The organism is Pseudomonas avellanae BPIC 631, assembly GCF_000444135.1.
Lineage (GTDB): Bacteria > Pseudomonadota > Gammaproteobacteria > Pseudomonadales > Pseudomonadaceae > Aquipseudomonas > Aquipseudomonas avellanae.
The window spans coordinates 1-25,435 of the sequence record NZ_ATDK01000569.1 but is presented as its reverse complement, the minus strand read 5'-3'; the positions used below and the strand labels follow the sequence as shown (position 1 = coordinate 25,435).

20 protein-coding genes and 3 pseudogenes are annotated in these 25,435 nt (G+C 59.5%); 12 read left to right on the top strand and 11 right to left on the bottom strand.

The genetic code is table 11. The features are described from left to right. Positions 1–90: 90 nt before the first annotated feature. The 3 genes and pseudogenes from DW49_RS1000000134550 to DW49_RS0126360 form a co-directional block, all read right to left on the bottom strand. A pseudogene (locus tag DW49_RS1000000134550) lies at positions 91–687 on the bottom strand (methyl-accepting chemotaxis protein); the annotation flags it as partial. A gap of 261 nt (positions 688–948) precedes the next feature. Continuing rightward, positions 949–1,731: pseudogene (locus DW49_RS1000000134545) on the bottom strand (MCP four helix bundle domain-containing protein); the annotation flags it as partial. A gap of 196 nt (positions 1,732–1,927) precedes the next feature. After that, positions 1,928–2,653, bottom strand: a complete 726-nt coding sequence (locus DW49_RS0126360; protein WP_005619343.1) for a GNAT family N-acetyltransferase — start codon at positions 2,651–2,653, stop codon at positions 1,928–1,930. Between the two features lie 597 nt (positions 2,654–3,250). Between DW49_RS0126360 and katB the strand changes: the two genes are divergently transcribed. Together katB and DW49_RS0126345 are read left to right on the top strand one after the other, a co-directional pair. Further along, positions 3,251–4,756: a catalase KatB gene (gene katB / locus DW49_RS0126350; RefSeq protein ID WP_005619344.1), complete on the top strand. Its 1,506-nt coding sequence runs from the start codon at positions 3,251–3,253 to the stop codon at positions 4,754–4,756. Positions 4,757–4,818: 62 nt separating this feature from the next. Continuing rightward, a complete protein-coding gene (locus DW49_RS0126345; protein WP_003378168.1) occupies positions 4,819–5,373 on the top strand; it encodes an ankyrin repeat domain-containing protein in 555 nt (184 codons plus the stop codon). A gap of 12 nt (positions 5,374–5,385) precedes the next feature. Here the strand turns inward: DW49_RS0126345 and DW49_RS0126340 are convergent, their stop codons facing one another. The 4 genes and pseudogenes from DW49_RS0126340 to DW49_RS0126325 form a co-directional block, all read right to left on the bottom strand. Next, positions 5,386–7,479 carry a hybrid sensor histidine kinase/response regulator gene (locus tag DW49_RS0126340; RefSeq protein ID WP_005619346.1) on the bottom strand — a complete coding sequence of 698 codons (2,094 nt, stop codon included), beginning with the start codon at positions 7,477–7,479 and terminating at the stop codon, positions 5,386–5,388. Positions 7,480–7,652: 173 nt separating this feature from the next. Then, positions 7,653–7,862 carry a DUF6434 domain-containing protein gene (locus DW49_RS0126335; protein WP_005619348.1) on the bottom strand — a complete coding sequence of 70 codons (210 nt, stop codon included), beginning with the start codon at positions 7,860–7,862 and terminating at the stop codon, positions 7,653–7,655. Between the two features lie 518 nt (positions 7,863–8,380). After that, positions 8,381–8,887: pseudogene (locus DW49_RS0126330) on the bottom strand (PAAR domain-containing protein); the annotation flags it as partial. Between the two features lie 137 nt (positions 8,888–9,024). After that, positions 9,025–9,909, bottom strand: coding sequence for a LysR family transcriptional regulator (locus DW49_RS0126325; protein ID WP_005619351.1), 885 nt, complete (start codon positions 9,907–9,909; stop codon positions 9,025–9,027). A gap of 98 nt (positions 9,910–10,007) precedes the next feature. Here DW49_RS0126325 and DW49_RS0126320 point away from each other — a divergent pair, with 98 nt between their 5' ends. From DW49_RS0126320 to DW49_RS0126300, 4 genes are all read left to right on the top strand, one after another. Then, positions 10,008–10,490, top strand: a complete 483-nt coding sequence (locus tag DW49_RS0126320) for a multidrug/biocide efflux PACE transporter (RefSeq protein WP_122349159.1) — start codon at positions 10,008–10,010, stop codon at positions 10,488–10,490. A gap of 75 nt (positions 10,491–10,565) precedes the next feature. Continuing rightward, a complete protein-coding gene (locus tag DW49_RS0126315) occupies positions 10,566–11,891 on the top strand; it encodes an AAA family ATPase (RefSeq protein ID WP_005619354.1) in 1,326 nt (441 codons plus the stop codon). 179 nt (positions 11,892–12,070) lie between these two features. Beyond that, entirely contained in the window at positions 12,071–12,577 is a 507-nt protein-coding gene (locus DW49_RS1000000131340; protein ID WP_005619356.1) for a retron system putative HNH endonuclease, read from the top strand. A 97-nt stretch (positions 12,578–12,674) separates the two neighbouring features. Continuing rightward, positions 12,675–13,508, top strand: coding sequence for a PhzF family phenazine biosynthesis protein (locus tag DW49_RS0126300; protein WP_005619358.1), 834 nt, complete (start codon positions 12,675–12,677; stop codon positions 13,506–13,508). 6 nt (positions 13,509–13,514) lie between these two features. On the opposite strand, the gene DW49_RS0126295 is transcribed toward DW49_RS0126300, so the two are convergent. Beyond that, complete coding sequence (locus DW49_RS0126295; protein ID WP_005619360.1) at positions 13,515–14,666, bottom strand: MFS transporter; 1,152 nt, start codon at positions 14,664–14,666, stop codon at positions 13,515–13,517. 277 nt (positions 14,667–14,943) lie between these two features. Between DW49_RS0126295 and rarD the strand changes: the two genes are divergently transcribed. Next, positions 14,944–15,828, top strand: a complete 885-nt coding sequence (gene rarD / locus DW49_RS0126290) for an EamA family transporter RarD (protein WP_005619361.1) — start codon at positions 14,944–14,946, stop codon at positions 15,826–15,828. A 3-nt stretch (positions 15,829–15,831) separates the two neighbouring features. On the opposite strand, the gene zapE is transcribed toward rarD, so the two are convergent. Next, positions 15,832–16,947: a cell division protein ZapE gene (gene zapE / locus DW49_RS0126285; RefSeq protein WP_024419920.1), complete on the bottom strand. Its 1,116-nt coding sequence runs from the start codon at positions 16,945–16,947 to the stop codon at positions 15,832–15,834. A gap of 66 nt (positions 16,948–17,013) precedes the next feature. Beyond that, complete coding sequence (locus DW49_RS0126280; protein ID WP_024419921.1) at positions 17,014–18,459, bottom strand: SulP family inorganic anion transporter; 1,446 nt, start codon at positions 18,457–18,459, stop codon at positions 17,014–17,016. A 142-nt stretch (positions 18,460–18,601) separates the two neighbouring features. Between DW49_RS0126280 and ampC the strand changes: the two genes are divergently transcribed. Beyond that, on the top strand, positions 18,602–19,753 hold the full coding sequence (ampC, locus tag DW49_RS0126275; RefSeq protein ID WP_005619365.1) for a class C beta-lactamase: 1,152 nt from the start codon (positions 18,602–18,604) through the stop codon (positions 19,751–19,753). On the opposite strand, the gene ada is transcribed toward ampC, so the two are convergent. Beyond that, on the bottom strand, positions 19,746–20,852 hold the full coding sequence (gene ada / locus DW49_RS0126270) for a bifunctional DNA-binding transcriptional regulator/O6-methylguanine-DNA methyltransferase Ada (protein WP_005619367.1): 1,107 nt from the start codon (positions 20,850–20,852) through the stop codon (positions 19,746–19,748). The genes ampC and ada overlap by 8 nt on opposite strands. Positions 20,853–21,119: 267 nt before the next feature. Between ada and efeU the strand changes: the two genes are divergently transcribed. From efeU to efeO (DW49_RS0126250), 4 genes are read left to right on the top strand one after another with little or no spacing between them, the layout of a single operon-like run. Further along, the gene (gene efeU / locus DW49_RS0126265; RefSeq protein ID WP_005619369.1) at positions 21,120–21,974 is read left to right on the top strand and encodes an iron uptake transporter permease EfeU; all 855 of its coding nucleotides are present in this window, start codon (positions 21,120–21,122) and stop codon (positions 21,972–21,974) included. Positions 21,975–21,982: 8 nt separating this feature from the next. After that, a complete protein-coding gene (efeO, locus tag DW49_RS0126260; RefSeq protein ID WP_024419922.1) occupies positions 21,983–23,191 on the top strand; it encodes an iron uptake system protein EfeO in 1,209 nt (402 codons plus the stop codon). Positions 23,192–23,215: 24 nt separating this feature from the next. Beyond that, positions 23,216–24,538 (top strand): iron uptake transporter deferrochelatase/peroxidase subunit, encoded by a 1,323-nt coding sequence (efeB, locus tag DW49_RS0126255; RefSeq protein WP_005619372.1) that lies wholly within the window; start codon positions 23,216–23,218, stop codon positions 24,536–24,538. A 29-nt stretch (positions 24,539–24,567) separates the two neighbouring features. After that, positions 24,568–25,392, top strand: a complete 825-nt coding sequence (gene efeO / locus DW49_RS0126250; RefSeq protein WP_005619373.1) for an iron uptake system protein EfeO — start codon at positions 24,568–24,570, stop codon at positions 25,390–25,392. The last annotated feature ends 43 nt before the right edge of the window (positions 25,393–25,435 follow it).

Genomic DNA, 25,435 nt, shown 5'->3' with positions numbered 1-25,435 from the left:
TCGGGCGCAACGCCTTTTTCATGCCTGACCGGAATTTCCTGTTCTGTGACTGCCCGGTACGGCAAAGACGTGCGCCAGACGAGCGCTTTATCAGAGCTTGAAGTTGGCAACCAGCGAATTAAACGACGTGGCCAGACGCGACAATTCCTGACTCGACGCGCTGGTCTGGTTGGCACCGGCGGCGCTCTGGGTCGAAAGGTCCTGAATGTTGATCAGGTTGCGATCCACCTCACGCGCCACCTGGGCCTGCTCTTCGGACGCGGAGGCGATGACCAGGTTACGCTCGTTGATCGTGGCGACACCCAGGGTGATTTTTTCCAGCGCGGCACCGGCACGCAGGGCCAGTTCCTGAGTATTGGTGGCCAGCGACAGGCTTTTGCCCATCGCCGCTACAGCGCCGTCGGCACCGGACTGCACGGTGCTGATCATGCCTTCGATTTCCACAGTGGACGCCTGAGTGCGGTGCGCCAGCGCGCGAACCTCATCGGCTACCACCGCAAAACCGCGCCCTTGCTCACCGGCCCGTGCAGCTTCGATGGCGGCGTTGAGCGCCAGCAGGTTGGTCTGCTCGGCGATGCTGCGAATCACGTCGAGCACCTTGCTGATTTCCCGTACGTGCCCGGCCAACTCGGAAACGGCGCCGGTAGAGTCGGTGATCTCCTGCACCATGGTGGTGATGCCCTTGACCGTGTGATCAACCTGACCACGACCATCGACCGCATCATCGGTCGCAGCCTTCGACGCTTCGGAAGTCGATACCGCGTTGCGCGCCACTTCTTCAACGGCAGCTGTCATCTGGTTGACCGCCGTAGCAGCCTGCTGGATTTCGTCGTTCTGGCGCGTCAGCCCGCGAGTGCTTTCGTCAGTCACAGCGCTCAGCTCTTCGGCCGCCGATGCCAACTGATCAGCCGCACTGGCGATCTGCAGGATGGTGTGTTTCAGGCCGGACTGCATACCCGACAGCGCATCGAGCAATTGACCGGCTTCGTCGCCGCGGTCAGAAACAATCGGCTGGGTCAGGTCACCCCCGGCAATACGCTGCGCACTTGCCACTGCAACGGCCAGCGGACGGGTGATCATGCGGGTGATCATCACGCCGAGCATGATAGCGACCAGGAACGCGATCACTACACCAATTTTCAGCATCAGCACGGAGCTCTGCTTGAGTTCTTCGGCAGCGATGGCGCCTTCCTTGATCTGGCGATTGTTGGAGTCGATCATGGTCCGCATGTAGCCGCGAATCTTGACGAAACCGTCTGCGGAAAGAGCATTCAAGCGGATCCGGGCATTATCGTAATCGCCGGCTCGCATCAGTTCGACGACCTGCTGGGAGCCCGCAATATAGGCTGGCAGCATTTGCTCCATCTGGTCACCAGCAACACGTTCGTCATCTTCCAGCGGCGTCGCCCGGTAGATAGAAAACACTTTCTGGGCGCGAGCCAGGTCATCGCCCAGCGCCTGACGGACACGCTCCTTGTCGGACTCCGGCACACCACCGCTCTGCGCATCCAGCAGACGATACAGCCCACGGTTGTGTGCGGTAAGGCTGGTCAGCGTCTCATTGGTGTTGCCGACGGATACCAGATTGTTGGAAAAGGTCAGCTCCAGCGCGCTGGCCAGGCGGGTAACACCGGTCATGCCCAAGCCGCCGACCGCCAGCGTGATCAGTGCACAGAGGATGAACGCAGAGAGAAGCTTGGTCGAAAACTTGGACTGACGCAGGAAGTTCATAGGGCTTACCGGGGGCTGAATGGGGAATGACGTTGTGCCGAATGAATGACCAAACAGCAGTGATGTCATAATGACTTCACCCCATTTGGATCGTTCCACCGCCCCCACGCTTATTTGCCGGATGACTTTGACAAACAGCGCTTGTACAGCTATTACATCCCCTGTTTCAAACCTTGCCAGCACGACACGCCCACGGTCAGTGCAGACGAACGGTTGCTGAAGCCCCGTGCACTGAATCGCCATTCTCAAGATGTTGTTCGGCGAATGCCCTGGCCTCACGGGTCATCCGATCGAGGTGACGGTCGCGCTGTTTCTCGGCATCGACCATTGCCGTGTTGCCGTGCTGCTTGAGCAGGTAAGCGTGAATCTGCCGCACCTCCACGGAGCTGTAAATGGGCGCTATGTCCATGACCGCGAGCAGACCGTCAGTGCCGTGATCGCGGGTGTTCATGATCACCTGCGGGCCACGTGCACCCAGCACCTGAAAACCCATTTTCTGGAAATACGGCACTTTGGCGACCGTGCAGTACAGCTCTGCATGCGCATAGCGGCTGACCATTTTGTCCAGCATCAAGCGTGCAGTACCCTGACGACGGTGGCTCTCGAGCACTGCCATGTAGGCGACCGCGCAGGCCTGGGGGTCATCCTGTACGGGCAGGTACAGCAGAAAACCCAATACGGTTTCGGGGTCTTCATCGTCCAGAGCGACAATCAGCTCGACGGTCAGGCTTTGTGTGCCGTTCATGGCATTGAGATAGAGATGCACCTCATAGCCCACGCCGTACTGATAGAGGTTGTACAGCGGGTTGCCCGGTGCGATGGCAACCATGCTGATATCGGTCACGTAATCCACGACCATTTGCTGGATCTGACTGCGGATAAACTCCGGCGGCGGGGTGTGTAGCAGCATGACGGTGGGCATGGGACGACGGGCTCCAGAAATCAAAACGTTGCCGTTGAGGGCAGTCCCGGCATGATAGCGCGTCGAGCTATAGAGGAACGACACTGTCATCTTGCTGCCATTATTTTGGGTGGCCGTTATTTAACGCATCGACCTGACAAGAACAAGCCTGCTTAAAAGACATCAAATAGCCACTAACCGAGCATGAACTTTAATTGACTATTCAGTACGCTCGTTCCACATTCAATTGGCTTACTGGCAAACAGTCATCAGCCGACCAAGTTGATAATGATTACTATCCCGCCCATAAAAGCGGCCGCTGGCAGGCTTTTTATTTTTGCCGTCATATAAATAAAAATCATTTATATTCAATAAGTTATGCAACTAAAAGCCTTTTAAAGCAGAAAGACAATGCAATCTTAGCGTCGAGCCCGGCCGCCTTGAAATTCGGCCTCACACAGTTGTTAGAGTTCGGTTCCCGGGCGTGATAAGTATTTATCTCAATCAACCCCATACATTTTTTTAATCACCACCCTGCCCTCACGCGCATAAGATTCTTCGGCCTACTTAAAAAAATATGAGGGATTCAAAATGCCGTTATTAAACTGGTCCAGACACATGGTTCATTTAACAGCCATCGGCCTTATCAGCATTCCGGCTGCCTATGCAGCGGACACCCTGACCCGCGACAATGGCGCTGCGGTCGGCGACAACAAGAACTCTCAGACTGCAGGCGCCCAAGGGCCTGTCCTGCTGCAAGACGTGCAACTGCTGCAAAAGCTGCAACGCTTTGATCGCGAGCGTATCCCGGAGCGTGTGGTTCACGCACGCGGCACTGGCGTAAAAGGCGAATTCACAGCGTCCGCCGACATCAGCGACCTGAGCAAGGCGACCGTCTTCAAATCGGGTGAGAAAACCCCGGTATTCGTACGTTTTTCTTCCGTGGTGCACGGCAACCACTCGCCAGAAACCCTGCGCGACCCGCATGGCTTCGCCACCAAGTTCTACACCGCTGATGGCAACTGGGACCTGGTAGGCAACAACTTCCCGACGTTCTTCATCCGCGACGCCATCAAGTTCCCGGACATGGTGCATGCCTTCAAGCCTGACCCGCGTACCAACCTGGACAACGACTCGCGCCGCTTCGACTTCTTCTCGCATGTACCGGAAGCCACGCGCACGCTGACCCTGCTGTACTCCAACGAAGGCACACCGGCCGGCTATCGTTTCATGGACGGCAACGGCGTTCACGCCTACAAATTGGTCAACGCCAAAGGCGAAGTACACTACGTCAAGTTCCACTGGAAGACGCTGCAAGGCATCAAGAACCTCGACCCTAAAGAAGTCGCTCAGGTTCAGTCCAAGGACTACAGCCACCTGACCAACGACCTGGTCGGCGCCATCAAAAAGGGTGACTTCCCGAAATGGGACCTGTACATCCAGGTGCTGAAACCTGAAGACCTGGCCAAGTTCGACTTCGACCCGCTGGACGCCACCAAAATCTGGCCTGATGTACCAGAGAAGAAAATCGGCCAGATGGTCCTGAACAAGAACGTCGACAACTTCTTCCAGGAAACCGAGCAGGTCGCCATGGCACCCGCCAACCTGGTCCCTGGTATCGAGCCTTCCGAAGACCGTCTGCTGCAAGGTCGTGTGTTCTCCTATGCCGACACGCAAATGTATCGCCTGGGCGCCAACGGCCTGAGCCTGCCGGTCAACCAGCCAAAGGTTGCAATGAACAACGGCAATCAGGATGGCGCGATGAACAGCGGCAACACCACCAGCGGCGTGAACTACGAGCCGAGCCGTCTGGAACCGCGTCCTGCCGATGAAAAAGCGCGTTACAGCGAGCTGCCGATCAGCGGTACTACCCAGCAGGCGAAGATCACGCGTGAGCAGAACTTCAAGCAGGCGGGTGATCTGTATCGCTCTTACAACGCGAAAGAGCAGACCGACCTGGTGCAGAGCTTCGGTGAATCGCTGGCCGACACTGACGCCGAAAGCAAAAACATCATGCTGTCGTTCCTCTACAAGGCAGACCCCACCTATGGCACTCGGGTCACCGAAGCGGCCAAAGGCGATCTGGCCAAGGTCAAGTCACTGGCTGCCAGCCTGAAAGACTGATGATCTGCTGTCCCGCCCTGACGTTATCCCACGTCAGGGCGGGCCTGGTCTGGAGAATGCCCATGAAAAATCTTATCTACGGTCTGCTGCTGTCTGGCGCCATGGCCAACGCCGCAGAGCCTGCCGCCACGCCTGATCTGACCGCCGAACAGACTGCCAGCCAACTGCGCACACTGTTTTTCGACGCGTCCCGTGAAGGCAACAATCCAATGCTCGATACCTTCATCGAGGCCCATTACGACCTCAATGTTCGTGACGAACAAGGCTATACCGGCCTGATTCTGGCGGCCTACCACGGTCATCAGGACTCAGTCACCCGGTTGATCGACGCAGGCGCAGACCCTTGCGCGAAAGACAATCGCGGCAACACGGCACTGATGGGGGCGATTTTCAAAGGTGAACTGAGCATCGCCAAACAATTGGTAAAAGCCGACTGCGGCCCCGACCTGACCAACAACGCAGGGCAGACGGCAGCCATGTACGCAGCCCTGTTCAAACGCACTGAGGTGCTCAAGGCGTTGACCGACAAAGGCGCCGACCTGAGCATCCGCGACAGCATGGGCAATGACGTGCAGGGTTTGTCCAAGGGTGAGTTTCAGGCGCTGCCAACCCGCTGACAGCGGTCCGATTCAGTCGTCGCGCTCGATCATTTCGTAAATGCGGCTGGCGAACGCCTCCATGGTAAACGGCTTGGTCAACACCCACATGCCCGGATCCAGATGGCCATTGCCAATTATCGCGTTCTCGGCATAACCCGTGATGAACAGCACCTTGAGGTCGGGCCGGATGATTCGTGACGCATCGGCCAGCTGTCGACCATTCATGCCACCCGGCAATCCGACATCGGTCACCAGCAAATCAATCCTCGCATCCGACTCCAGAACCCGGAGTGCTGATGCGCCCTCTCCCGCCTCGATGGGGATGTAACCCTGGTCTTCAAGGACTTCGGCAACCAGCATACGAATGGTCGGTTCGTCATCAACGATCATTATCGTGCGCTCGGTCTGCACCGGCGGTGAAACGCCTGTGCCGACGGCCTCGATTTCCTCAGGGGCTCCAAGGTAATGGCGCGGCATATACAGGCACATGTTCGTTCCCTGATCCGGCTCAGAGTAGATACGCACCTGCCCGCCGGACTGACGCACGAAGCCGTACACCATCGACAACCCCAGGCCTGTGCCCTGCCCCAATGGCTTGGTGGTGAAAAACGGGTCGAACGCCCGATTGATGACCTCCGGCGACATGCCGGTACCGGTATCGCTGACACACAGCGACAGGTATTGCCCTGGCGACAGGTCACGGGTCTGTGAGCCGCGCTCGTCAATCCACCGGTTGGCCGTCTCGATCGTGATCCGCCCGCCTCGCGGCATGGCGTCCCGGGCATTGATGCACAGGTTCAACAGGGCGTTTTCAAGTTGCGGCGCATCAATGAACGTTGACCACAAGCCGACCGACGTCACGACTTCCACGGTGATGTGTGGCCCGACCGTGCGCCGGATCAGCTCTTCCATGCCGATCACCAGCCGATTGATATCGACCGGCTTGGGGTCCAGCGTCTGTCGCCGCGAAAACGCCAGCAGGCGGTGAGTCAGCGAAGCGGCACGCTTGGAGGCATCTTGCGCAGCCGCCACGTAACGGTCTATTTCAGTGAAACGCCCCTGGCTCAGGCGCGTCTTGAGCAGTTCCAGCGAGCCGGTGATGCCGGTCAGCAGGTTATTGAAGTCGTGGGCGATACCGCCCGTCAACTGGCCGACAGCCTCCATCTTCTGCGACTGACGCAAGGCTTCTTCGGCCTGGGTCAGACGCTCCTGCTCGCGCCGTCGCTCGCTGACATCATACGCGAACAGATAAGCGCCAATGGCCTGCCCATCTGCATTGCGCAAGGTGCTGTAGCGTATTTCAAAATGGCGGGCCGGGTCATTTGAATCACTGAAGCTGACGCTTTCGGCAAACTCCTCGCCCGACAACGCACGCGTCCAGCGCTCCTTGAGGCCAGCCTTGCTGAGCGGGCGGTCATCCAGCAAATCGAGCATGTTGTCACCCACTTGCGGCCGGATGCCAAACAGGCGCTCGAACTCGCGCAGTGCAGAGCCATTGATGGCCATCCAGCGGTAGTCGGAGTCGATAACATGGATGAACGCACTGGTGCCATTGACCACATCGGCCAGCACATTGCGTTCGGCAACCGCCTCGACGATACGCGCTTCCAGCGTTTCATTGAGCTGCTGCAGTGCACGCTCGGCACGCTTGCGCTCGGTGATATCCTGAAACAGCACCGCGACCTGATTGCGACTCGCAGGCTCGATGCGAAAAGCGGTCAGCGCAAGGTAACGCCCGGTCGCCACCAGCTCGCGCTCGAAACGCACCGGCTTGCCGGTACGCAGCACCTCGCCATAGAACTCCACCCAGCCATCGGCCTCTTCGCGAACCATTTCGCGCAGCTTCTTGCCGACCACATCGGGAATACCGGCGTGGTACTCGTAAGCCGGGTTGGCCTCGATATGAATGTAATCGCTCAGCGGGCCATGCGGTCCGTCGAAGAACTCGATGATGCAAAAACCCTCATCCATCGAGTTGAACAGAAAACGGTAACGTTCCTGAGACTGCGCCAAGGCGTACTGGGCTTCCCGGCCACCGACACTCAGACTCGCTTTAAGGGAGGCGTTTTCCTGCTCCAGAGCGGCTAATCGGCTCTGAATATCTTGTAAATCGGTCGGGGTCACGGCGGCTGCACCTGCGGCATGGTTAGCGCCGCGTTCCCATCAGGCAGGGCGGCACGAGCACGCTACGAGAAAAACCGTCCGCTTGCAAAAATAATGGCGTTTTGAATACAGTTTTCGCTGCTTTTATGAAAAAACCGTGCAGCACGTCAGATTCCGGTGGGTACGCTCGCCATTCAGGCAGATGACAACCGCAACCATTCATCCACAACCTGCCCCATGTTTTTGGGCTCGCCATTGTTAATCCAGGCCATGAACGGCCGATCAAACCTGAACGAGGGGCCACACTGCCCGGTCATGAAGCGCCGCACGTTCTGTGTGTTTCGATAGTGATCATTCACCGGCGTGTCTCGCGTGATGAGGTCAGAATGCCAATCGAAGGCCATGCCCGGTTCCTTTGCTGTCGGTGTGCGGAGGCTATTTATAGCTGATTTTGTTGCAGTCGCGAGGGTGGGTGGGTGAGGCTGTTTGATCAGCGCGACCTGATTTGATCTGTATCCGTTTTGCTTCCCGGCCGGGTGTCGAGGTTGCCATTTGCATCGATATAAATTCGTGTACCCAAAAGCGTTGGAGTGATTTCGATGCAGCGCGGGCCGGTCGTACCGCCTCGCCACTCAAACCTCATAAAGAAATGCTCATCTGGAAAAATATCTCCCCAGTCAGAAGTCCCACCCCAGGATGCATATCAGACCTGTAAATTCGTCCATTGGTGTCCCAGATCACTCCGATAGACTGCCTGCACCTGAATAAAAAACGGTAGCATCAGGCGTTATGGCGATCAAAAACAACACCGGCGAGATCACAAGCAACATTGCCTTTACCGCTCTGAACCCGTAACCCGAACACCTGTACAATCATCACCTCAATCAAATCCACAAAAACCGTGCGATGGAACATTTAATTAGTAGCTGGCAAGCTCGTTCATACGGTCTGGATGATTACAGAGCGGCGATTCTAAGCGCGTAGGTCGTGGTGGTGCTGATACGCCAGACGTATCAACCACCGCCCCCGCCGCCTCAGCCTTCCCCGCAAGCTGCGGATCAGCCAGCAACGCCTCAAGCCGCTGCTCGTCCAGCGTGCCGTCTGGTTGCAGAATGCCAAGACGGGAGAAGTCGATCACGCGGTTGGCCGCAGCACCGCCGAATGTGAAACCGCCTCCCACGTCCTGACTGCCGGTGACAAGCATGCCGCCGTGACTGGTCGGGCTGCCGAGGTGGGCCATGGGCCGGCCATTGACCATGATCGATGGAAAGCCTGCGACTATCACTGCTCCGCAGGCGCAGATGTCGCCGACTCTTGCTGCGCACAGGGCGTTGATCAGGACATCATCTGACGCCGTAATAATCGGCGTGATGCCGTGGCCCGGAAGCGGACAGGCATGCTGGTCGCCGAACCGTGCAGAGGAAATCATGTGGGCACCCTGGAGTCGTCACGCAATAGCGGCCTGCGGCCGTGGGGTGACGAAACTAAAGGAGATGCCCACTCTGGTCTGTCAGACCATTCCGAGTTTTATCGAGGAAATCGTACGAATGTTGTGGTGAACCCGCCTCACTCTCCCGCAAACGGCACCAGCGAATCCAGCAACCATGCCCCCGCCGGCCCAAGGCTGCGCTCGAACGACCAGATGATGTCCACCGCCGAACGACGCGGCCATCCCGCGACTTTCAGTTCCTTGAGCAACCCGCCGGAATAGCGCGACACCAGCCAGCGCGGCAAGGCCGACCAGCCGAAACCGAACGCCGCCATGTCCATCAGCAGCAGGTAATTGGGCGCTGACCAGTGACGGTGGCCGCTGGTGGGCAGGTCGTCGGTGGGGATGCTGCGCTCGACCAGTGTGTTGAGGCGCAAGGCGCGGTAGCGCGCCAGTTGCTGATAATCGACCCGCTCCAGCGCGGCCAGCGGATGTTTGTGCGACACGAACAGACCAAAATCAGCGCTTTCGTCGATGGTCGCGTGGCCGATTTCCGGTGGGTAGCTCGCTTGCGCCGACAGCAGTCCCAGAGATGCCCGACCCGATTGCACCAGGCTGATCGCATCGCCATGCTCGGCAAACACACATTCCATTTCCAGCTCGGGGAAGCGCTGATCCAGTTCAGTCATCAGCCGCTCGAAATCCGCAAACTGGTTGGCATCGGACAGCACCAGCGTCAACCGTGGCTCAACGCCCGCTGCCAGTCGCGCGGCAGCACGGCGCAGCCGGTCCGAGGCGCACAGCAGGTCATCGACGCGGCCAAGCATGACCCGCCCCGCTTCGGTCAGCACCGGCTGCCTTGACGAGCGATCAAACAACTCCAGCCCCAGGTCGATTTCCAGCCGGGCAATCGCCTCACTGATGGTCGATTGGCTCTTGCCCAGACGCCGGGCAGCGGCGCTGAACGAACCCAGTGCGGCGATCTGAACAAAAGCTTCCAGGGCTTCAGGTGAATAACTCATGGCCATCTCTTATCGGTTTTACCGATGGTAATGATTTTCAGATTAACGTAAACACCGATGATAATGCGGCCATGAACGAGCAAAAGGACAGCCTGAACATGACTCACAGCAAACAGCACACACGTCAGCACCCACCTGAAGTGCATAAAACTATCCGCGAACGCGCGCTGCACGCCACCCTGTTCGAGGTCGGCGGCGTGATTCTGGTCGCGCCGCTGCTGGCCTGGATCATGGACCACTCGCTGGCCATGATGGGCATCATGACGGTGATGATTTCCACCGTCGCCATGCTCTGGAACATGGTCTACAACGCCCTGTTCGACCGGCTGCGGAGCCGACTCGGATTTGCCATGACGGCCATGACCCGCATCCTCCACGCCATCGGTTTCGAGGCAGGGCTTATTCTGGCAGTTGTGCCACTGGCCGCCTGGTGGCTGTCGATCAGGCTGATGCAGGCATTCTGGCTGGACATCGGTCTGCTGATAATGTTTCTGCCTTACACCATGCTGTTCAACTGGGCCTACGACACCCTGCGCGAACGGCTGGTCCAACGGCGTATGGCGAGATGTGAGGTGCTTTGAGTGTTCGGGTTTGCACGGGCGCTAACGAGCCTGCACTGTTAGTATGTGCGAACTTCGTTCAGCCAGAAGAGACCTATGAACCTGACCAGGCTTTGCCTTAAGAACTACCGTCGCTTTGCAGAGTTCGATATCGAATTCGATCCCCAATTGACGGTAATTTCCGCACGCAATGGGCAAGGCAAGACGTCGGTTCTTGAAGCCATTGTTGCGGCTCTAGGCCCCTTCGTCGGCTCGTTCGATCAGGGAATGTCCAGGCACATCGAGCGCACTGATGCCCGTTATGCGCGGGTAGGCGAAGGTTTTGAAAGCGAGCAGCAATTTCCCGTGATCATCAGCGCAGAAATGTCCAACCCTGCGAAGCGTTGGCAACGAGCACTTAACGGTCCCAAAAGCCGTACAACCACCAAAGAAGCCGAGCCGCTGGCGGCGTGGGGAAAAGAACTTCAGTTACTGCTGCGCAGCGATTCGGCAATTTCACTGCCGGTTGTGCGCTATTACAGTTCACGGCGCCTCTGGGTCAGTCACAAAAACGTCTCCAGCAAAGCGATCCTGACCGAGAGTCGCACGGCAGGCTACGAAGATTGTCTGTCCGCGTTCTCTACTTATGTGCAGTTACAGGAGTGGATGAGGAAGGCGACTCTGGCCGTCATTCAGCAAAAACAGCAGGTCGGTTACGAGCATTCAAATCTTGAGCCACGTTTGCAGGGCATCAGAAATGCGGTGAACGAGGTGATGGCGGAGGAAGGCTGGAGCGACTTCCATTACAGCCTGACGTATGAAGAGTTGTCCATATCTCATGCCGACCACTCCGCACTTCCACTGGGCCTGCTCAGTGACGGTGTGCGCGCCATGATTACGCTGGTCGCTGATCTGGCATTGCGTTGCTCTCGCCTGAATGGCCACCTCAAGGAACAGGCATCGCTAAAGACGACAGGCATCGTATTGATCGATGAAGTAGATCTGCACTTGCATCCGGCCTGGCAACAACGTGTGGTTGCCAGCCTTCGTAAAGCGTTCCCGAACATCCAGTTCATTGTCAGCACGCACAGCCCGCAGGTACTCTCGACGGTAAAACGTGAATGTATACGCATGGTATTTCAGGACGCCGATGAAAACTGGCAAACTGCATGCCCGCCACAGGAGGTCAAAGGCGTTGAAAGCGCCATTGCGCTCAACGACATCATGGGCGTGAACCCCATTCCTCCGGTAGCTGAAGCACTTTGGATAGCCGAATACACCGCAAAAATCGAAAATGGCCCCCATGAAGATCACAACGGCCTGGCTCTGCGCAAAAAGCTTCTCGATTTTTATGGAGCACAGCATCAGGTGATTCTGGACGCTGACAGGCTGATCCGTTTTCAGACGTTCAAATTGCAAAAACACTCGAACACCAAGGGCTGACCGTCGTGCTCAAACTGGATCGCACCTCTGTGGATGCTCCTCCCTGCCTCGCCGACTACAATCATCCGACCCATGAGTGATCAGACTTTCGCGGGACCTGCAAGAAACAGCTGCGCTTTGCGCTCGTACAGCTACAAGGTATCGACGGTGTCACTACAGAAGACGCCGCCGAGTACGGCGTGCGATGTGCTTATTGCGAGGGGGCCATTTTTCATGAAGGCCATATCGAGCATTTTCGGCGCAAGAATCCGGATCACTTTCCGGAACTGACATTTGCCTGGAGCAACCTTTTTCTCGCCTGTGGCAGTACCCAACATTGCGGCCACCACAAGGATCGACGCTCGGCTCCTGCCTACGACCCAGGCCTTCTCGTCAAACCCGACGAACATGATCCTGAGCATTACCTGTATTTCCATTCTTCTGGAAAGGTGCTCGCCCGTAACAACCTGAGTGATCACGAAAATAGCTGCGCCACCGAGACCATTCGCGTGTTTGGTCTCGACAATCCAGCGCTTGAGGGCGCTCGGGCAAACGCAGTGCGCAGCTACCGCAAGATGCACGATGCGGATCTGTCCGAGATCGCTTCGTGGTCAGACGCTGAGCGTGACGCGTATTTCCGGGGGGAGATCGAAGCCACCCGCTGGCTCCCCTACGCTACGACGATCAGACACTTCTTGCAGAAGTGATGGCGATTTCCCACATCCTGCCCGCCTTTCTCACTGGATTACCCGCCCCTCTGCATAGCACACTGTGCGCCCCTGACCACGGCAAGGACCCGAGCTCATGACAACCGAAATACTCAAACTGGCCGCGTTCAGCGATGGCGATCAAGGCGGTAATCCGGCGGGTGTATGGCTGGGTGCCTCGCTGCCTGATGAGGTACGCATGCAGCAGATCGCGGCCGACGTCGGCTTTTCCGAAACTGTGTTCGCCGCCCCTCTCGAAAACGGCTGGCGGGTGCGTTATTTCTCGCCACTGGCCGAAGTGCCGTTCTGCGGTCATGCCACCATTGCGCTGGGTGCCGCCCTGGCGGCGCAGAAAGGCGATGGTGTGTTCGATCTGACCCTCAATCAGACACAGATCACGGTCGAGGGGCATGCTCAGGGTTCGCTGACGTCGGCTGCGCTGCAATCGCCGCCCACGTTCAGCAAACCGGTCAGCGCGCAGTTGCTGGAAGAAGCGCTGACGCTGTTCGGCTATACGCACAGCGATCTGGATGAGCGCATCCCGCCAGCGCATATAAACGGCGGTGCCGGGCATCTGATTCTGGCGCTGAACAGTCGCGCAGCGCTCAAGGCCATGCATTACGACCAACAGGCCGGGCGCGAGTTGATGGTGCGTGAGGGCTGGGCAACGATTCTGCTGGCCTGGGCAGAAACCGATCAGATGTTTCATACCCGCAACCCGTTTGCGTTCGGTGGCGTGTACGAAGATCCGGCCACGGGTGCGGCCACGGCAGCGCTGGGCGGTTATCTGCGTGACATCGGCTGGCCGCACGGCGGGCTGATCGACATCCTGCAAGGCGACGACATGGGCAGCCCGTCGCGTCTGCGCGCCGAGATCCCTGAGCAGATCGGCAGTTCAATCCGGGTTTCAGGAATGGCGCGCAAGTTGTAGCGGCATTCAGGTGCGCAGCTTGCTGCCACCGATTGCAACGCCCAGCAGCATGACGGCAACGATCATGAACGCCAGCTCAAGGCTACTGACGTGAGCGATAAAGCCAATCGCCGCAGGACCGATCAGAATCCCGGCATAGCCCACTGTGGTAATCGCCGGGATGGCCACACTTTGCGGCATGGTTTTCTGCCGACCGACTGCGCTGTAACACACCGGCACGATATTCGAACAGCCTGCGCCCACCAGCGCATAGCCCAGCAATGCCGCCTGCCAGACCGGAATCAAGGTCGCCACTGCCAACCCGCCCGCCGCACACAGCCCGCCCAGAATGATCACCCGATTGGAGCCGACCCGTCGGACAATGGCATCACCGAACAGCCGCCCCAGGGTCATGGTCACCGCGAACACCGCGTAGCCCAGCCCGGCATAAGAGGCTTCGACGCCGCGCAATGAGGTCAGGAACACTGCGCTCCAGTCGAGCATCGCGCCTTCGGCCAGAAACACGGTAAAACACAGCAGGCCGATAAACAGCACTACGCCACGCGGGACCGCAAAAGCAGGCCCGTCCGACGGGCTGCCGTAGGGCAACAGGTTCGGCGCCGCCTTGGCCAACGCCACAAGGGTCAGCACGACCACCACCAGCATCGAATAAAACGGCGAAATGCCGAGACTGAGCAGGCCGGCAACCCCGGCAGCACCCACAATACCGCCAAGACTGAACAGGCCGTGAAACCCCGACATCATGGTCTTGCCGCTGTTGCGCTCGACAATCACCGCCTGGACGTTGGCCGTGCAATCCACCCCACCCATGCTTGCGCCGAACACAAACAGTGTGGCGATCAGCAGCGGCAGACTGGATATCGTCGCCAGCAACGGCAGGCACAGACAGATCAGCAGCGTCGAACAGACCAGCAATCGCCGACAACCGAATCGCGCAGCCAATGCGCCTGCCAAGGGCATGGAAAGAATCGAGCCGACGCCAAGACATAGCAACAACAGACCCAGCGTGCCCTCATCAAGGCCCATGCGCTGCTTGACGTACGGCACCAGTGGCGCCCACGACGCCACGCTGAAACCGGCAATGAAAAACGCGATACGCGTCGAAGATTGTTCCGCCCCAGCCTTGGCGTCCTGGGCTGCGGTGCTGAAAGAGGTCATGCATGCTCCTTTTGATTGCCGGACAGAATCGCACCAGCCAGCGCGACAGCCTAACAAAGCTGATCGATTAACCAAATGTCTGACGCGCTGAAATGGAGCGCGTTCCATTGCTGCTATCAACGTTCGCCTTTACTCACCCAGCCGTTATAACGAGCGGCCGGCCCTCGGATAATAGGTCCCGAAGTGAAGCTTTTCCCGCGCTGGCACACTAGACTGACCGCCGCTCGCACCACGCAGGTGCGCAATCCTGCTACTTAAAACTTCCAGAGAGGCGGTTGTGTTCAAAGGTGTCGTGCTGTCGGTTCTGGCTTCCGTGCTGTTCGGGGTCATGTATTTCTATACCTCGCTGATGAAGCCTCTCGACGGCGAAGAGATTTTCGGCTGGCGCATGCTGCTGACGGTGCCGTGCGCCACGCTGTTCATGCTGGTCAGCGGGGACTGGCGGCGAGTCCGTGACCTGGCGGCGCGACTCTGGCAGCAACCGTTGCTGATTTTCGGGCTGTTGCTGTCGTCGATGTTGCTCGGCGCGCAGCTGCTGATCTTTATGTGGGCACCGCTGCACGGGCGCAGCCTGGAAGTGTCGCTGGGTTATTTTCTGCTGCCGCTGAGCATGATCTTCACCGGCCGGGTGGTGTACGGCGAGCACCTGTCGTACCTGCAAAAGGTTGCAGCGGCGTTTGCCATGATCGGCGTCGGTCATGAACTGTGGCGGCTGGGCAGCTTTTCCTGGGAAACCCTGCTGGTCGCGGGCGGCTATCCGCTCTACTTCGTGCTGCGCCGCAAACTCAAGACCGATCACCTCGGCGGCCTGTGGTTTGACATGCTGTTGATGCTGCCCATCGGCTTGTGGTTCATCAGCAACGGCCACCCGCACGCCATTCAGCAGGCACCGCTGCTGTACCTGCTGATTCCGCTGCTCGGGGTGATCAGCGCCTCGGCGCTGGTCAGTTACATCGTCGCCAGCCGCTTGCTGCCGTTCAGCCTGTTCGGGCTGCTCAGTTACGTCGAGCCGATCCTGCTGGTCGGCGTTGCCCTGCTGCTGGGCGAAAGCATCGGTCGTGATGAATGGCTGACTTACCTGCCGATCTGGCTGGCGGTCGTGGTGCTGATGATCGAAGGCGCCAAGCACATGCTGGCCCAGCGCCGCCGGGATGCGGCCTGAGCATCACAACTCGGTGAAGCGCTCCAGTTGCATTTCCTGTAGCCGGCTCAGCGTGCGGCGGAAGGCAAATGACAGATAACCCTGGGTATAGAGCTCGTCCATCGGCACTGGCGCTTCTACATACAGTGGAATGCGCCGGTCGTAGCACTCATCTACCAGGGCAATGAAACGCCGCACGCCATCGTCGTTGGGCGACAGTTGCGGCAGTTCACGATCTCCCGCCGTGACCTGCTCCACACCATCCTCGGTGCCACGGGCAATCTTCGCCTCGCGCTGCACAGCGCCCAGAACCGGCACTTCGCTGAGCAGGATCACCGAAAATCGATCGCACAGCGCGATAAAGTCCATCGCCGCCAGCGGCTGCTCACACAGGTCGCGATAGCGGCACCACACCGCCGTGTCGGAATGCTCAACCACGTTGATGCTGCGATAACCCAGCATGACCTGCGAGTCGTGCACCGGCTGGCCGGCACTCAGGGCTTCGAATATCCCCTGCAAGGCACTCGGCTGACCCGCTTGGGCCACCCAATAGCGCTGGTGCAACTGGCCGGGGTGCAGGCGATGGTCTTCACCGCCGTCCACCGCCACAACCTTCATGTATTTCTGGATAGCCGCAACGGCGGGCAGGAAGCGCTCGCGGTTGTGGCCGTGGCTGTACAACTGGTCCGGTGGCTGGTTGGAGGTGCACACCAGCACCACGCCCTGCTCGAACATCACTTGCAACAGACCGCCGAGGATCACCGCATCACCGATGTCGGTCACGAACAGTTCGTCGAAACACATCACCCGCACGTCCCGCGCCAGCTCTTTGGCGACCACGGTCAGCGGTTGGGGCGTGCCCATCAGTTCGAACATGCGCTTGTGGACCCAGCGCATGAAGTGATGAAAATGCTGACGCCTTGCCGGCACATTGAGGCTTTCGAAAAAACGGTCCATCAGCCAGGTCTTGCCGCGCCCTACCGGGCCCCACAGGTACACGCCCTGCGCCTGACCGCGAGATTCGGTCAGCGTCAGGTAACACGCCTGCAGCTGCTGCACGGCCTGCAACTGCGCCTGATCGGGCTGAAAACCACGCTGGACCGCACGTTCATAAGCATCCAGCGGAGAGACGGCATCCATCAGGCACACACCTTCGGTTCAGGAAATGACAGTCAGCCTACACAAGACAGGGCCTGGGCACACGGCTCAAGCGTGCTGCACGCCCGCGCGCTTGAGCAGACGCTTGCACCGCTCGGACAAGTGCACCACACGCAAATGCTTGCCCGCCTTGGCGTAGCGCTCACGCAAGGTTTTCAGCGCAGCAATCGCCGAGTAATCGACAAAGCTCAGGTGGCGACAGTCCAGTGTCACTTGCGCAGGGTCTTCAGCGGGGTTGAACTGGTCAAGAAAAGGCGTGGTCGAGGCGAAGAACAGCGTGCCGTGCAGGTGGTAGATCTTGCTGCCGTCTGCCTCGTCATGGCTGTCGGCGTACAGCTCGCGGGCCTGCTGCCAAGCGAAGTTGATGGCGGCGATGATGATGCCGAACACCACGGCGGTGGCCAGATCGGTCAGCACCGTGACCACCGTCACCGCGATGATCGCCAGCACGTCGTTGACCGGCACCTTGCGCAACACGCGCAGCGATGCCCAGGCGAAGGTCTGCTGCGCGACCACAAACATCACACCCACCAGCGCTGCCAGCGGGATGCGCTCGATCAGCGGCGACAGAAACAGCACGAACATCAGAATCATTAAGCCCGCGACCACGCCGGAAACCCGACCGCGCCCGCCAGAACTGAGGTTGATGACCGTCTGGCCGATCATCGCGCAGCCGCCCATGCCACCGAAAGCACTGGACACCATGTTGGCAGCGCCCAGCGCCACACACTCGCGGTCCGGGTAGCCACGTGTTTCAGTGATCTCGTCGGTGAGGTTCAGGGTCAGCAGGGTTTCCAGCAGGCCGACCAGCGCCATCAGGATGGCGTACGGCGCAATGATACGCAGGGTGTCGAGGTTCCACGGGATGTCCGGCAAGGCAAATAACGGCAGGCCACCAGCGATGTGCGCCATGTCGCCCAGGGTGCGGGTCGGCAGGCCGAGCAGGTAAACCGCCAGTCCGACACTGAGGATCGCCACCAGCGCCGGTGGTGCAACGCGGGTAATGCGCGGCAGCAGATAAACGATTGCCATGGTCAGCGCCACCAGGCCGAGCATCACGTACAGCGGCGTACCGCTGAGCCACGACTCGCCGACCTTGAAATGCTCCAGTTGCGCCATCGCAATCACGATGGCCAGGCCATTGACGAAGCCGAGCATCACCGAATACGGCACCAGTCGCACCAGCTTGCCTAACCGCAGCAACCCGAACATAATCATGATCAAGCCGCCAAGCAGCACGGTCGCCAGCAGGTACTGCACGCCCTGCTGCACCACCAGCGCCACGATCACCACCGCCATCGAGCCGGCCGCACCCGAAACCATGCCCGGACGCCCGCCGAACAATGCGGTCAGCGTGCAAATGATGAACGCACCGTAAAGCCCCATCAGCGGGTTGAGATGGGCAACGAGAGCAAAGGCAATGCACTCGGGCACCAACGCGAAGGATGTGGTGAGCCCGGCCAGGACTTCGGCACGCATACGGATCGTTTTCATGGTTTACCTGAGCGGCGTTCCGTGGAGGAAGCGCAAAAAAGTGGGCATATTACGCAAACCTTTGACGACCGACCACCGCAGCAGGCCCCTGATGCAAGCCCGCTGATGATCGGCACACCCTCAAAACAACCAGGAATTACCCATGCAATGGAATGGAACGCTGTTCTGCACAGGACTTCTGTTGGTCAGTTCAGTCGCTTTTGCCGACAACAACTCTGCTGCCCTTGATACGTTGGTGCAGACAGAAGCGCGCAAGGTGATGCAGGAAAACAACATCGCGGGCCTGTCCATCGCCATCACCCGTCACGGTAAGCAACAGTTCTACAATTATGGTGTTGCCTCAAAGGCCACGGGCCAGCCGGTGTCTAGCGATACGCTGTTCGAACTCGGCTCGATCAGCAAAACCTTCACCGCCACGCTGGCCACCTGGGCGCAAGCCAACGGGCAATTGTCACTGACGCAAAGCATCGACACTTACATGCCGCAATTGCGCGACACGCGCCTGGGCAAAATACCGGTGTTCCATCTGGGCACGCACACGGCGGGTGGCTTTCCGATTCAGGTGCCAGAGAACGTGCAAAATACTCGGCAACTGATGGACTATTTCAAGGCCTGGCAGCCCGACTACCTGCCCGGCACCCATCGCACCTATGCCAACCCCAGTATTGGCCTGCTGGGAGTGATCGCCGCGCGCAGCATGAACATGCCATTTCAAGAGGCGATGCAACAACGCCTGTTCCCGGCACTGGGCCTGAACAGCACCTACGTCAGCGTGCCCGACGACAAACAGGTGCTTTACGCGCAGGGCTATAACAAGCTCGACGAACCGGTCAGGGTCAGCCCCGGCATACTGGCCGCCGAAGCCTACGGTGTGAAATCCAGCAGCCGCGACCTGATCCGTTTTGTCGAAGCCAACATCGGCCTCGGCCAGCACGACGCCCCCCTGCAACGCGCGCTCAGCGACACGCGGATCGGCTATTTCAAGGTTGGCGGCATGACTCAGGACCTGGTCTGGGAGCAGTACCCGACGCCGATTCGTCTGGACATGCTGCTTGCGGGCAATGCCAGCGCAATGCTGAACACGCAGAAAGCCGAAGCTATCGAAGCGCCGCTGGCAGAGCAGCCCACCGCCTGGGTCAACAAGACCGGCTCAACCAACGGTTTTGGCGGCTACGTGGCGTTTATAGCTGAGAGGCAAATCGGCATCGTGATTCTGGCCAACAAAAACTACCCGAACGAAGAACGGGTCAAGCTGGCCTACCGGATTCTGCAACACGCCGCGCCGTTCAACTGAACAGCCCTGCTGCGCCGCCCGATTCGATGTCCAGCAGCTTGCGCTTGCGCTCGACACCCCAGCGGTAACCAGACAACGAGCCATCATTACGCACCACGCGATGGCAGGGGATGGCCACCGCCAGCTTGTTGGCACCGCAGGCATTGGCGACGGCCCGAACCGCGCTGGGCATGCCCAACTGCCGGGCGATGTCGGTGTAAGTGGCGGTCGATCCGGCCGGGATGTCTCTGAGCGCCTGCCAGACACGCTCCTGAAACACCGTGCCACGGATGTCCAGCGGCAGCGCGAGGCCGGTCGCGGGCGATTGAACAAAGCCCACGACGGTCGCAATCAGCGCTTCAAACTGAGCGTCTGCGCCGATCAGGTTGGCGTTGGGAAACTGGTCCTGAAAACCCCGAATCAGCGCATCGGGGTCATCCCCGAGGGAAATGGCGCAGATCCCCTTGCTGCTGGTCGCCACCAGAATCGATCCCAGCGAACTTTCACCCAACGCGAATCTGATATCGACGTTGGCGCCGCCCGCCCGGTATTCGGAAGGTTTCATGCCGAGCATGTTCTGCGAAGCCTCATAGAAACGACTGTTGGAGTTGTAGCCCGCCTCGTACAGCGCGCTGGTAATGGTTACACCTTGGCAAAGCTGGGCCTGCACCCGCGAGCGCATGGACGCAACGCTGTAGGCCTTGGGCGTGAGCCCGGTAATTTTCTTGAACGTGCGGTGAAAATGAAAGCTGCTCATCCCGACCGTTTCTGCCAGCTCGGCCAGGTTGGGCATCGAATCGCAGGCATCTATCACTCTGCACGCCTCAGAGACCGCCGCCGCGTGTTTGAGATCGACGCTTTGCTGATCCTGAGCGCTACGCCTGGAGGGCCGAAAACCGGCGGCTTCGGCCTGGCTTGCGCTGTCAAAGAACACGATATTTTCCGGCCGTGGCAGCCTGCTCGGGCTGCCGGGTGTGCAATAGACACCGGTCGTGCGCACCGCGTAGACAAAATCAGCACTTACCGCAGAACCAGAGCGGCGGTTGAGCAAAATATCCCAGCGCGGGTCATCTTCAGTGCGCAATGCCTGCTTTGGCGCCGAGGCGTTGATGCTGTCCATGTGTTGCCCTGCCTTGAGTTTCAGTGAGCCTATCCCTGTCAGCGCTGATAAGCACCCCGAGTCTTGCTTTCAAACTCACGACGGATCAGGAAAAGCGCCAGGCCTGAAAATCAGCCAGCTGAACCTGACCTGAACAAGCAGCCAAAAACGAGACGCAGACGAAAAACAACTACCCGTATTCAAGAATGAGTATCATTATGTTACGCAGTGTTTCCGGCTGATGGCTCGCCGAAACACCTTCACCCTTCAGTCTCGACCCGGTGGGATATGCTCGTTCCGTTTTTGATCATGCTGCGCGAAGGCATCGAAGCCGCCCTCATTGTTGGCATCATCGCCAGCTACCTGAAACAGACAGGCCGCGGCGAGTGGATGCCTGCGGTGTGGGTTGGCGTGTTCCTCGCCGCTGCCCTTTCGCTGTTCGTCGGTGGCGGGCTGGAATTGATGAGTGCTGAATTCCCGCAAAAGCAGCAAGAATTGTTCGAAGGCATTGTCGGCCTTATTGCCGTGGGCATTCTCAGTTCGATGGTGTTCTGGATGCGCAAAGTGGCGCGATCGATCAAGCACGCGCAGCACGAATCGCTGGACGCCGCCCTCGCCGGCTCGAAAAACCAGACTTACGCGCTGATCGCCATGGTGTTCTTTGCCGTGGCCCGCGAAGGGCTGGAAACGGTATTTTTCCTGCTTGCCGTGTTTCAACAAAGCGAAGGCTCGGGTGCGCCGCTCGGTGCCCTGCTCGGCCTGTTGCTGGCCGTCGGTTTTGGCGTGGCGATCTACAGCGGCAGCATGCGCCTGAACCTGGGCCTGTTTTTCCGCTGGACCGGGCTGTTCATTCTGGTGGTGGCGGCGGGCATCCTCGCCAGCTCCGTGCAGGCGCTGCATGAGGCCGGCGTGTGGAATCACCTGCAAGGCGTGGTGTTCGACATCAGCGCGCTGCTGCCGATGGACGGCCCGGCAGGCTCGGTACTGGCCGGCATGTTCGGTTATCAGGACGCGCCGACAGTCAGCACCCTGAGCGTTTATCTGATTTACCTGATCGGGGCACTGGTGCTGTTTTTTATGCCGCACACCCCGAAGGCCGGCACACCGGTCCAGCCACACCCATCTTCTGTTACGAACGAATAAGGGCACCCATGTCTAACCGTCCCTCAGGGCTTTCCGAGAAAGCCCGGCCGCCCCGTGTCCTGCGATTGGCCGTCGCCGGCTCGGTCATTCTGATGATAGCCGCTGGCGGGCTGTTCTATTACGCCTCGCAGGTCGCCGCAAAAAAACGCGCGGCCAATGCCGGCACTGAAACCGTGGTCAACATTCACGCACACAATTGCGAACCGAACGCCCTGACCGTGGCGGCGGGCAAGAACGCCTTTCGCATCGTCAACCGCTCCGAGCGGGCCGTTGAATGGGAAATTCTCGACGGTGTGCTGGTGATCGAAGAGCGGGAAAACATCGCGCCTGGCCTGAGCCAGGTGATCAATGCCAACCTGGCGCCGGGCGATTACGCCATCACCTGCGGCCTGCTCAGCAACCCGCGCGGCACCCTGCACGTGACCCCGACCGCCGAGTCCGACGCCAAGGCCAAAGCGCGCCCGTCGATGACCGCATTCATCGGCCCGCTTTCCGAATACCGCGTGTACCTGAGCCTGCAAGGTTCGGCGCTGATCAAAGCCGTGACCGCCCTGCAACAGGCCATTGACGCGGGCGACCTGAGCGCCGCGCAAGCAGCCTACCTGCCCGCCCGCGCAGCCTATCAGCGCATTGCACCTGCCGCACAGCGCCTGTCGGAACTGGACAATGCCATCAACGCGCGCGCCGATTACTACGAAAAGCGTGAGCAGGATCCGGGCTTTACCGGTTTCCACCGCGTCGAATACGCGCTGTTCGAGCAACACAGCGTCGAGGGCCTTTCGCCCGTGGCGCAGTGTCTGCAAAGCGATGTCACCCAGCTCAAAAAGCAACTGATGGCGCAATCGCTGGCACCTGACCAACTGCCCGCCATCGCTACTCGCACTATGCGCAGCCTGGCCGACGTGCGCAGCAATGGCGAAGAAGAGCGCTACAGCCACAGCGACCTCAACGGCTTTGCCGCCAACCTGGACGGCACGCGCAAGATTGTCGATCTGCTGCGCCCCTTGCTGACGCGTAGCGCCGGCGAGCGGTTGCAGAAGATCGATGCGGCAACCGCCGACCTGGACACCACGCTGAATGCGTTCGCCACCGCTGACGGCTATCGCCCTTACGATCAGGTGGACGCCACGCAGCGCCAGCAGATCGCGGCCAAGGCTGGCGCACTGGCCGATGCACTCGGCGACATCGATTCGGCACTCGGCCTTTCTGACCTCTGATCCACCGGAGCACAGCACATTACGATGAAAAACCCGGACAGCAATCCAGACGCCACCAACGCCCCTGTCTCCCTGCAGCGTCGCCGTGTCCTGATGGGCCTTGGTGCCGCGGGTGCCGCGCTTGCTGGCAGCAGCCTGAGCGGCAACGTGCTGGCCGCCGCGCCTGCGCAGGTCACTGAAGCGCCGAACAGCGAAAAGACCCAGGACCACAACGACTTTCATGGCCTGCATCAGACCGGCATCGTCAACCCGCGCCCGGCTGCCGGCATGCTGGTGGCATTCGATGTGCTGGCCGCCGACCGTGACGACCTGGAGCGTCTGTTTCGCACATTGAATGAGCGCATCGCGTTCCTGATGACCGGTGGCCCCGTGCCGGAGAGCGACCCGAAACTGCCGCCGCCGGACTCGGGCATTCTCGGCCCGATCGTTACCCCGGATAATTTGACCATCACCGTGTCAGTGGGTGAATCGCTGTTCGACGAGCGTTTTGGCCTGGCTGCGGTGAAGCCCGTACGCCTGAGCCGCATGACCGGCTTCCCCAACGACGCGCTGGACCCGTCCAGCTGTCACGGCGATTTGAGCATTCAGTTCTGCGCCAACACCGCTGACAGCAACATTCACGCCCTGCGCGACATCGTCAAGAACCTGCCCGACCTGCTGCTGGTGCGCTGGAAACAGGAAGGCACCGTGCCGCCCCAGGCACCGAAAAAACCCGGCCAGCCGGCGGAAAGCGCACGCAACTTTCTGGGCTTCCGGGATGGCTCGGCCAATCCGGACTCCAACAACCAGAAGACCATGAACGAGCTGGTCTGGGTGCAGCCGGGCAGCGACGAGCCAGCATGGGCCGCCAACGGCAGCTATCAGGCGGTGCGCATCATCCGCAACTTCGTCGAACGCTGGGACCGCACGCCGCTGCAGGAACAGGAGTCGATCTTCGGCCGCAGCAAAACCACCGGTGCGCCCATGGACGGCAAGGTCGAGAGCGATGTGCCCAACTACGCGGCTGACCCCGAAGGCAAGAAAACCCGGCTGGATTCGCACATCCGCCTGGCCAACCCGCGTACTGCCGAAAGCCAGCGCAACCTGATCCTGCGTCGCCCGTTCAACTATTCCAACGGGGTGAACAAGAACGGCCAGCTGGACATGGGCCTGCTGTTCATCTGCTACCAGGCCGACCTGGAAAAAGGCTTTATCACCGTCCAGAGCCGCCTCAACGGCGAGCCGCTTGAGGAATACCTCAAGCCGGTCGGTGGCGGCTACTTCTTCACCCTGCCGGGGGTAACCGGCGAACAGGATTTCATCGGTCGCTCGTTGCTGGCGGCTGCATCGTCCACCAAAACCGCATGACCTACCCACTCCTGACCCGGAAGACACCCATGAAAAAGACGCCTCTGGCTTTGCTCCTGACGCTTGGCCTGCTTCAGACCCCGCTGTCCGCCTTCGCCGCCACCGCGCCGCTGGACCTGGTAGGCCCGGTTTCGGATTACAAGATCTACGTGACCGAGAACATCGAAGAACTGGTCAGCCACACTCAGAAGTTCACCGATGCGGTGAAGAAAGGCGACATCGCAACGGCTAAAAAACTGTACGCCCCGACTCGCGTTTATTACGAGTCGGTCGAGCCGATTGCCGAGCTGTTCAGTGATCTGGACGCCTCGATTGACTCACGCGTCGACGACCACGAAAAAGGCGTGACGGCTGAAGACTTCACCGGCTTCCACCGCCTGGAATATGCACTGTTTTCGCAGAACTCCACCAAGGACCAGGGCCCGATTGCCGACAAGCTGTTGAGCGACGTCAAGGACCTGGAAAAACGTGTGGCCGAGCTGACCTTCCCGCCTGAAAAAGTCGTCGGCGGCGCGGCAGCCCTGCTGGAAGAAGTGGCCGCGACCAAGATTTCCGGTGAAGAAGACCGTTACAGCCACACCGACCTGTACGACTTCCAGGGCAACATCGACGGCGCGAAGAAAATCGTCGACCTGTTCCGTCCGCAGATCGAACAGCAGGACAAGGCCTTCAGCGCCAAAGTCGACAAGAACTTCGCCACCGTGGACAAGATCCTGGCCAAGTACAAGACCAAGGACGGTGGTTTCGAGACCTACGACAAGGTCAAGGAAAACGACCGCAAAGCCCTGGTCGGCCCGGTCAACACCCTGGCCGAAGACCTCTCGACCCTACGCGGCAAGCTGGGCTTGAATTGAGCTGACGTGCCCGGAGAATGGGTTTTCTGCCCGGAGGGCGTGG